Source organism: uncultured Campylobacter sp., from assembly GCF_937890585.1.
In the GTDB taxonomy this organism is placed as follows: domain Bacteria; phylum Campylobacterota; class Campylobacteria; order Campylobacterales; family Campylobacteraceae; genus Campylobacter_A.
The window spans coordinates 1-9,075 of sequence record NZ_CALACG010000162.1 but is presented as its reverse complement, the minus strand read 5'-3'; the positions used below and the strand labels follow the sequence as shown (position 1 = coordinate 9,075).

Below are 9,075 nucleotides of genomic sequence, written 5' to 3'. Positions count from 1 at the left end.
GCCTACGCCACGGCGCTTGTGCTCATTTTTATACTTATCATTTTGCACCTGCTTTCAGCCGTAGTTTTATTTGATATAGGAGAGAAAATTGCCAGATATTTTAAACATAAAAGATCTTAGTATCTTTTACCAAGAGAATGAAATTTTAAAAGATCTAAATTTAAACGTCGCTCAAAACGAGATCATCTGCCTAATGGGCAGCTCAGGATGTGGTAAATCGACATTTCTTTCAGCGCTAAATGGCTTTTTGGAGCAAAAAGGCGGCAGATATAGTGGAGAAATTTTATTTAAAGGCGAAAATATCAAAACCAAAGACGAAATTTGGCTAAGACGAAAGCTAGCCATACTCTTTCAAGACGCCATGCTCTTTCCTTTTAGCGTCGAGAGAAATTTGACCTATGCGATGGAATTTTACGAGGGCAGCATAAAAGATAAGCAAAAAAGAGTAGAGGAGCTGCTTAAAAGCGTAAATTTACTTGATGAGATAAATGACCTTGATATGCCAGCTAGCAAACTCTCAGGCGGTCAAAAGCAAAGACTTTGCATAGCAAGGATGCTAACTACAAAGCCTGAAGTGCTTATGCTTGATGAGCCATGCTCATCGCTTGATATGAAAAATGTCTTGATCGTAGAGGAGCTTTTAAAAAGCCTGTCGCAAAGATATACGATCATCATCACCACACACAACGAAGAGCAGGCAAAGAGGCTTGGCGGCAGGATAGTCCGCATAGTGGATAAGAAATTTACATTTTAAAAGAGCTAGAAATTCTAGCTTTAAATTTAGTCGATAAATCTCTTTGTGATATTTGCGTAGGCATCGATCCTGCGGTCACGTAAAAATGGCCAAATTCTGCGAACTTCTTCACTTCTTTTCATATCTATCTCAACGATCTTGCAAAGCTCGCTATGGCTATCTGCACGGAAAAGCTGCTCGCCTTGTGGGCCGTAAACAAAGCTATTTCCCCAAAACTTAATCCCATCCATCACGCCACTATCATCTTTTTCAAAGCCCACACGATTTACTGCGACCACTGGCAAGCCATTTGCCACGCTATGGCCTCTTTGCACTGCCACCCACGCTTCAAGCTGTCTTGATTTTTCATCCTCACTATCGCCCTCAAACCAGCCAATAGCCGTTGGATAGATGAGAATTTTCGCCCCTTTTAGCGCCATGAGCCTTGCTGCTTCTGGATACCACTGATCCCAACAAACCAAAACGCCAAGTTTGCCAAGGCTAGTTTCAATAGGCTCAAAGCCGATATCGCCTGGTGTAAAGTAAAATTTCTCGTAAAATCCAGGGTCATCAGGGATGTGCATTTTTCGGTATTTGCCAGCCACACTGCCGTCACGCTCGAAGACAAAAGCTGTGTTGTGATAAAGTCCGTCAGCCCTCTTTTCAAAGAGCGAAGTGACTAAAACTACGCCGTTTTTCTTAGCCACCCTGCCCCAAAAAGCGACATCCTCTTGCCAGTCGTTTGCGTGATCAAAGAAATTTGTATCCTCGCTTTTGCAAAAGTACTGCGTCTGGTGCAGCTCTTGGCAGACCACGAGATCAGCGCCACCTTTTTTTGCCTCAGCTATTAGCTCAAGCGTCTTTGCGATAGTTGCCTCTTTTGTGCCTTTAAATTCTTGTTGAAGTAGTGCTACTTTCATCTCATTTCCCTTCTTTGTCGTTGTATGGGTCTAAATGCGTGGTTATCTGCCACGAAAAATCCTTAAATTTCTCTCTTATCTCAGCTTCAAGCGATTCGGCCACTTCGTGCGCATCGTAAAGCGAGATATCTTTGTCAAAAACTAAATGCATCGTTAAAAATATGGTATTTGCGCTCTGTCTTGTGTTTAGGTAGTGAAAGTCTGAAATTCTCTTCTTTGCCTTTATCATCTTGATGATCTCAGCTGTGACCTCAGGGCTTGCTGCGTGATCTAGCAAGACACCAAGGGCGTCTTTGCCAAGACTGATCGCGCTTTGAGCGATGTAGCCACTTATCACGATGCCAAAGATCGCATCTATCATCACAAATCCGCTAAATTTAATGATAAGAAGCGAGATGATGACTGCTAGGTTGCTAAAAAGGTCGATCTTATAGTGCAGCGCGTCTGCTTTTATGATAAGGTTGCCACTTTTTTTAGAAATTTGGTTTAAAAATAGTACCAAAGCTAGCGTCACTACGACCGAAAAGACCATCACACCAAGGCTTAAGCCAAGGTCTATCTCTAAATTTGGCTCGCTAAATTTCTTAACGCTCTCATAAAATATATATCCAGCAGCCACAACGATGATGACACACTCAAATAGCGCTGCTAACGCCTCTAGCTTTGTGTAGCCAAAGTTAAATCTCTCATCAGCTTGCTTTCTTGACTTTCTAAGCGCAAATAAATTTAAAAGCGAGACAATAAAATCAAGCATTGAATCAATCGCCGAGCCAAGCACAGCGACTGAGCCGCTAAAAAGCCCAGCTGCAAATTTTACAAGTGCAAGCAAAAAGGCACAAGCTCCAGCTGCGATAACAGCCTTATTTTCGCCCTGCGTGCATTCCTGCTTATTTATGCGGTTAAACTCATAATCAAACGGACTTGACAAGTTTAGTCCCTTTTGTATCTATTTTGGCTTGAGCAGTGAAGCGAGCCATTTTGACGGACAAAAACTAGTGAATTTACACCGATGATCTTTCTGTCTGGCAGTGCCTTGGCAAGTAAATTTAGCACCTTTTCATCGTTTTCGTCATTATATGTTGGCACGATTAGCGCGCCATTTATAAAGATAAAATTTGCGTATGTGCAGCCAAGCCTTTTGCCATCATAAAATTTAGGCTTAGGAAGCGGCAGAGCAAGCAGCTTAAAGCCAGTTTTTTTAAGCTCATCCTCCATCCTTTTTAGCTCATCAAAGTGCTCATCGCTCTTGTCATCGCAAGCTGCGTAAGCAATAGTATCAGGCGTGATAAAGCGAGCTAAAGTGTCGATGTGGCTATCTGTGTCATCGCCTTTTATAAAGCCATTTTCAAGCCAGATGATACGCTTTAAGCCAAATAAATTTTTAAGCTTCTCCTCAATCTGCTCTTTGCTAAGTGCTTTGTTTCTATTTTCATTTAGCAGGCATTTTGAGGTGGTTAAAAGCACGCCATCTCCGTTAAACTCGACGCTTCCGCCCTCTAGTATCATATCAACAGGCTCAAGCTTGGTTTTGTAAATTTTAGCTAGCTCTAAATTTATCGCATCATCTTTTGAGCTCTTAAATTTACCGCCCCAAGCGTTAAATTTAAAGTCATAGCTCTTTACACCGTCTTTGGTGCAAACGTCGATCATACCGTAATCTCTGATCCAAGTATCATCAGTTTCAAGCTTAACAAACTCAACATTTTTAAATTTCTTAAACCTAGCGAAATTTGCCTCATCAGGGCAGATGAGCACCACCTTTTCAAAGGGTGTAACAGCAGCCACGAGCTCCTCATAGCCCGCCAAAATCTCCTCTAAATAAGGCTCCCAGTCGCTCTTACTATGTGGTAGCGATAAAAACAAAAGCTCCTGCTCTTCCCACTCTGCATACGCTCTCACGCTCTCTCCTTGTAAATTTTATAAATTCCATAAATCGTAATGATTATCCAAAAGACCTCTATCAAAAATGAACCGAGATTAAAATGCACAAAAAGCGAGATTATAAGTAGCACTGCGCCTACTAAATTTATTATTTGATAGGCTAGATCGCGGCTATTTAGGCGACCGATCTGAAGTAAAAAGTAACCCATCACGATGCAAATCATCCCTAAAAAACCGATGATCTGAAAAAGATCGATCAAATTTTATCCTTTTTGTAAGCTTAAATTTAAAGCGTGATCATATCTAATTAGTTTTAAATTTATGATTATGGGATAAAATAACTCCATTTTTCAGATTGGATTAAAGTTTATGGATTTTGAGTTTATTGAGAAATTTTACCCCCTTTTTGTAAAGGCTGGGATTCTCACCTGCCAGATCGCCTTTTTGGGGATCGTTTTTTCTATTTTGATAGGCATTTTTTGCATGGCTGTGAAATTTTACAAGCTAAAATTTCTCTCAAAGCTCGTTGATTGCTACGTTGAGCTTTCAAGAAACACACCGCTTCTTATCCAGCTCTTCTTTTTATACTACGGCCTGCCAAAGCTTGGAGTGTCTATGAGCGGCTTTGCCTGTGCGGTCGCTGGGCTTAGCTTTCTTGGTGGCAGCTATATGAGCGAGAGCTTTAGACTTGGCTTTGAGGCGGTTAGAAGGTCGCAGATAGAAGCAGGACTTAGCATCGCACTTAGTAAAAACCAGCTCCTAAGATATGTCATCTTGCCACAGGCCTTTAGCGTGGCACTTCCCAGCATCAGTGCAAACGTCATATTTTTACTAAAAGAGACAAGCATCGTTAGTATCGTAGCGCTTGCTGATCTAGTCTATGTCGCAAAGGATCTCATCGGACTTTACTACAAGACAGATGAGGCGCTTTTTATGCTGGTTATTAGCTATCTTGTCATCATCTTGCCAGTCTCGCTGGCGCTTAGCTACGTTGAAAAAAGGGTGAGAAATGCAAGGAGTTAGTATATTATTTGACACACAAAATTTACTAAGGCTGCTTGAAGGTCTTGTGGTAAGCACCGAAATTTCACTCATCTCTATCATCATCTCCGTCATCGGTGGCCTAATCCTTGGCGTTTTGATGAGCATGAAAAACAAATTTATCTATCTTATTTTAAAAATTTGCCTCGAGATCGTTCGTATCATGCCTCAGATCGTCTGGTTATTTTTATTTTACTTTGGCGTTAGCAAGGCTTTTGGGCTGCATATCTCGGCATTTACCGCCTCGCTCATCGTCTTTAGCCTTTGGGGCGTTTTTGAGATGATGGATATCGTGCGAGGAGCGATCACCTCGATACCAAAGCACCAGTTTGAGTCAGCCGCCTCGCTAGGACTTAGCAAATTTCAAATTTACTTTTATGTCATCATCCCGCTTGCTACTAGAAGGCTGGTGCCTGGAGCTGTAAATTTACTAAGCCGTATGATAAAAACGACCTCTATCGTCGTTCTAATCGGCGTTGTAGAGGTGGTCAAAGTCGGCCAGCAGATCATCGAGCGAAATGTATTTACAAATCCTATGGCGCCATTTTGGATATACACGCTCATATTCTTTTTATATTTTGCGATCTGCTATCCAGTCTCAAAACTATCAAAAAAACTAGAAGAAAAATGGAGCTAAAATGAGCAAAAATATCTTAGAACTTAAAAATTTAAATAAATTTTATGGAGAGCTTCACGCTTTAAAAGATATAAATTTAGAGGTTAAAAGTGGCGAAGTGGTCGTACTTCTTGGACCATCGGGATGTGGCAAGAGCACAACACTTAGGTGCATAAACGGCCTTGAGAGCATAGCAAGCGGCGAGATCATCATAGACAGCGAGATGATAGATGCTAAATTTAAAGAGTGGCAAAGGATCCGCCAAAAGGTCGGCATGGTCTTTCAAAGCTACGAGCTGTTTGATCATATGAACGTCATCGATAACGTCCTTCTTGGGCCTTTAAAGGTGCAAAAAAGAGATAGGGCCGAGGCTGAAAAGACGGCTGATATGTGGCTAAGCAAGGTTGGGCTACTTGATAAGAAATTTGCCTATCCAAAGGAGCTAAGCGGCGGTCAAAAGCAGCGCATAGCCATCGTTAGAAGTCTTTGTTTAAACCCTGAGATCATGCTATTTGACGAGGTTACGGCTGCACTTGATCCAGAGATCGTTAGAGAAGTGCTTGATGTGATACTAAATTTAGCCAAAGATGGCATGACGATGCTAATAGTCACCCACGAGATGAGCTTTGCAAGAGCGGTTGCAAATAAGATCGTATTTATGGACGCTGGAGCGATCGTGGAGATCAGCGAGCCAGAGGAGTTTTTTACTAATCCAAAGAGCGATCGCGCGAAGAAATTTCTAAATTTATTCTCGTTTTAGAAAAAATAAGAGATAATTTGCCTGTTTTCAAAATGCGTTTAGAGCGAGATTTAACCGCTCTTATTTACTAAATTTTTCTAAAGGAGAAAGAGTGAGAAAATTTAAATTTTTCTTATTAGCATTAGTCGCTACCGTCTTTCTAACGGGTTGTGGTGATGACAAAGGTGCGGACAAAGCGGCCGCTTCAAATCAAGCTGACGCTATCGCAAAGATCAAAGAGCGTGGATATGTAAGAGTTGGTGTTTTTAGCGACAAACCGCCATTTGGCTACGTCGATAAAGACGGCAAAAACCAAGGCTATGACATCTATTTTGCAAAACGCATCGCAAAAGACCTGCTTGGTGATGAGAGCAAGGTCAAATTTGAGCTAGTAGAAGCTGCTGGCAGGGTTGAAGTGCTCACAGCTGACAAGGTCGATATCACGCTTGCAAATTTCACAAAGACGCCTGAGCGCGCGCAAGTTGTTGATTTTGCGCTTCCATATATGAAGGTCTCACTTGGTATCGTTAGCCCAGAGGGCGCTGTGATAAAGAGCATTGATGAGCTAAAAGATAAAACCTTGATCGTCAATAAAGGCACAACAGCGGACGCATTTTTTACAAAAAATTATCCTGATATCAAGCTTTTAAAGTATGATCAAAACACCGAAACTTTCGCAGCTTTGGTTGATAAAAGAGGTGCGGCTCTAGCGCATGATAACGCCCTGCTTTTTGCCTGGGCGAAAGAGACTCCTGGCTTTGTAGTAGGCGTTGAAGCGCTTGGCGACGTGGATGTGATAGCTCCAGCTGTTAAAAAAGGTAACAAAGCCTTGCTTGAGTGGCTAAATAACGAGATCATCGAGCTTGGAAAAGAAAATTTCTTCCACAAAGACTATGACGCAACGTTAAAACCAATCTATGGCGACAGCGTAAATCCTGAATCACTTGTCGTCGAAGGCGGCAAAATCTAAATTTAATGGCGTAATCTTTACGCCATTAAATTTAATATAGAAAATTAATAATATTAGCTTGCACCTTTGCGAGATAAAACCACCCCAAAGGTTTTAATAATTATAACTATGTCATACCAAATAGACCAGTTTTTCATATACCATGCATCCATTTTGGCACGAGTTGCAAAATCAACATCACTTCGACCACTTACTTGCCAAATCCCTGTAATACCTGGTTTAACAGCCAGTATAAGATCAGCAAACTCACCCATATCTTTTCTTTCGTATTCAGCGCAAGGACGAGGACCGACTATGCTCATTTCGCCTTTGAAAACGTTAATGAGTTGAGGAAGTTCATCAAGAGATGTTTTTCTAATGAAATTTCCAAACTTTGTAATTCTAGGATCCCTTTCATATTTATGATATTTTTCAAAATATAAATTTTCTTGTGGGTTTTCCTTAAGATATTGTCTTAAGATTTCATCACTATTTTCTTTCATTGACCTAAATTTAAGACAACCAAAAGGCTTTCCTTCAAAGCCCATTCTTTTATGTGAAAAAAATACTCGTCCATTTGGCTCTTGAAGTTTTATTATTAAAGCAACAACTAAAAATATAATTATCAATAACGGAAGCGCTAGCATTATTAAAAATATATCCAAAGCTCTTTTCAATGTGGTTTTCAATCTATTTTGAAGCGAATTTTGTAACGCAATAAAGCTAATTCTAGAATTAAACATATTATAAATGTGAGCTTGTGTAAAATCATATCCCTGAAGAATTGGCGAAAACATTATTTCTTTATTTTCTTTTATGTTTTGTTCAATCAATCTATTTAAGCTAGATGCATCTATACCAACTTCTCCTATAAAAAGTGATTTATAACTTTCATCGTTTGTTTTGATATATCCCAAATAATGATTTGAAAAAATTTGTAATTCAAAGTCATTATTTTCCCCTATAATTTTGGCTTTTTTTTGCCACATACCAAATCGATATAGTATTTTTTTAGTTACCAACTTTAAAATAGGCAAAATAGCAGCCATTATCGTAAAGCTAAAAAATAAACTTATACGTGAAAAATCATAATTTATTTTTATAGACGCAAGAAAAGCAAAACTTAACAAAAATGTAAAAAAACAACTTTTTACAAGTATTCTGCTCTCATGCCAAAAATCATATCTTCTAGTGTAAACCCCATGGTATAATAATAAAAGTACCATTATTAAATAGGAAGATACCAATCCTTGATATTTTCCTATATCTGAGAAGATATAATCACCATACAATAGGTTCTTAAAAATTATAGCTATTCCAAAACTTAACCAAACACCAAAAACATCAATTACTAAAATTACAAAAGTACTTAATTTTTGTTTCATATGCTTTCTCTACTAAAATCATCTTCAATTCTAACAATATCATCTTCACCAGTATAGTCTCCCACTTGAGCCTCAATTAACACAACTGGAATTTTTCCATTGTTTGCAAGACGATGGACCTCACCTTTTCTAATAAACGTTGATTCATTTTCATGCAGTAAAAAATTCCGCTCCCCTATAGTTACAGTTGCAGTGCCATTAATAACGATCCAGTGCTCATTACGGTGAAAGTGCTTTTGCAACGACAATCGCTTGCCAGGCTTTACTACGATGCGTTTGATTTTGTAACCAAACTCATTTTCAAGTACTGTGTAACTGCCCCATGGACGATGTGCTGTCACATGCATATGTGTTAATTCACAGTCCTTTAACTCTTTAACCACCTGCTTTACTTTTTGACTAGACCCCTTTTTACATACAAGCAACGCATCCTTAGTATCCACAATAGCAAGATCCTCAACATCGATAGTGACAATCATGCGATCCGAACTTATAATAAGATTATTTTTAGAATTTAAAGCAATACTTTTCTCGCTTATGGTATTGCCATTCATATCCTTAGGTAGCTCCCCATCAAGACTATCAAAACTTCCAAGATCACTCCAGCCAATATCTGCCGAAACCACTTTAGCAAGACTAGTGTGTTCCATAACAGCATAGTCTATACTATCTTCAGGAATTTCTTGCATATCCTCTAGTTTGATTCTAATAGAATTTTCAGTCATAGAGTTTTTATATGCCTGAACGCAAGCTTCATAAATTTTAGGACTTTGCCTTTTTAATTCACTTAAAAAAACTCCCACTTTAAACA

At 39.4% G+C, this 9,075-nt stretch carries 11 protein-coding genes; 5 read left to right on the top strand and 6 right to left on the bottom strand.

What is annotated here, in order from left to right; all coding sequences use genetic code 11:
* Nucleotides 1-88 precede the first annotated feature (88 nt).
* A complete protein-coding gene (locus Q0296_RS04810) occupies nucleotides 89-754 on the top strand; it encodes a phosphate ABC transporter ATP-binding protein (RefSeq protein WP_298037256.1) in 666 nt (221 codons plus the stop codon).
* A 26-nt stretch (nucleotides 755-780) separates the two neighbouring features.
* On the opposite strand, the gene Q0296_RS04805 is transcribed toward Q0296_RS04810, so the two are convergent.
* From Q0296_RS04805 to Q0296_RS04790, 4 genes are read right to left on the bottom strand one after another with little or no spacing between them, the layout of a single operon-like run.
* The gene (locus tag Q0296_RS04805) at nucleotides 781-1,653 is read right to left on the bottom strand and encodes a carbon-nitrogen hydrolase (RefSeq protein ID WP_298037252.1); all 873 of its coding nucleotides are present in this window, start codon (nucleotides 1,651-1,653) and stop codon (nucleotides 781-783) included.
* 1 nt (nucleotide 1,654) lies between these two features.
* On the bottom strand, nucleotides 1,655-2,581 hold the full coding sequence (locus Q0296_RS04800; protein ID WP_298037244.1) for a cation diffusion facilitator family transporter: 927 nt from the start codon (nucleotides 2,579-2,581) through the stop codon (nucleotides 1,655-1,657).
* A 2-nt stretch (nucleotides 2,582-2,583) separates the two neighbouring features.
* Nucleotides 2,584-3,552: an agmatine deiminase family protein gene (locus Q0296_RS04795; protein WP_298037243.1), complete on the bottom strand. Its 969-nt coding sequence runs from the start codon at nucleotides 3,550-3,552 to the stop codon at nucleotides 2,584-2,586.
* Nucleotides 3,549-3,794, bottom strand: a complete 246-nt coding sequence (locus Q0296_RS04790; RefSeq protein WP_009293649.1) for a hypothetical protein — start codon at nucleotides 3,792-3,794, stop codon at nucleotides 3,549-3,551. Before Q0296_RS04790 ends, Q0296_RS04795 begins: the two co-directional genes overlap by 4 nt.
* Before the next feature lie 109 nt (nucleotides 3,795-3,903).
* Here Q0296_RS04790 and Q0296_RS04785 point away from each other — a divergent pair, with 109 nt between their 5' ends.
* From Q0296_RS04785 to Q0296_RS04770, 4 genes are all read left to right on the top strand, one after another.
* The gene (locus Q0296_RS04785; protein ID WP_298037239.1) at nucleotides 3,904-4,557 is read left to right on the top strand and encodes an amino acid ABC transporter permease; all 654 of its coding nucleotides are present in this window, start codon (nucleotides 3,904-3,906) and stop codon (nucleotides 4,555-4,557) included.
* Nucleotides 4,544-5,212, top strand: coding sequence for an amino acid ABC transporter permease (locus Q0296_RS04780; protein ID WP_002940426.1), 669 nt, complete (start codon nucleotides 4,544-4,546; stop codon nucleotides 5,210-5,212). The genes Q0296_RS04785 and Q0296_RS04780 overlap by 14 nt, the downstream gene beginning before the upstream one ends.
* Nucleotide 5,213: 1 nt before the next feature.
* Nucleotides 5,214-5,951 (top strand): amino acid ABC transporter ATP-binding protein, encoded by a 738-nt coding sequence (locus Q0296_RS04775; RefSeq protein WP_298037232.1) that lies wholly within the window; start codon nucleotides 5,214-5,216, stop codon nucleotides 5,949-5,951.
* Nucleotides 5,952-6,042: 91 nt separating this feature from the next.
* Complete coding sequence (locus Q0296_RS04770; protein ID WP_298037229.1) at nucleotides 6,043-6,900, top strand: cysteine ABC transporter substrate-binding protein; 858 nt, start codon at nucleotides 6,043-6,045, stop codon at nucleotides 6,898-6,900.
* 53 nt (nucleotides 6,901-6,953) lie between these two features.
* Here Q0296_RS04770 and Q0296_RS04765 read toward each other — a convergent pair whose 3' ends face one another.
* Complete coding sequence (locus tag Q0296_RS04765) at nucleotides 6,954-8,264, bottom strand: sugar transferase (protein WP_298037226.1); 1,311 nt, start codon at nucleotides 8,262-8,264, stop codon at nucleotides 6,954-6,956.
* On the bottom strand, nucleotides 8,261-9,075 hold an 815-nt coding region (locus Q0296_RS04760; RefSeq protein ID WP_298037219.1), incomplete at its 5' end, for a cupin domain-containing protein. The genes Q0296_RS04765 and Q0296_RS04760, both read right to left, overlap by 4 nt.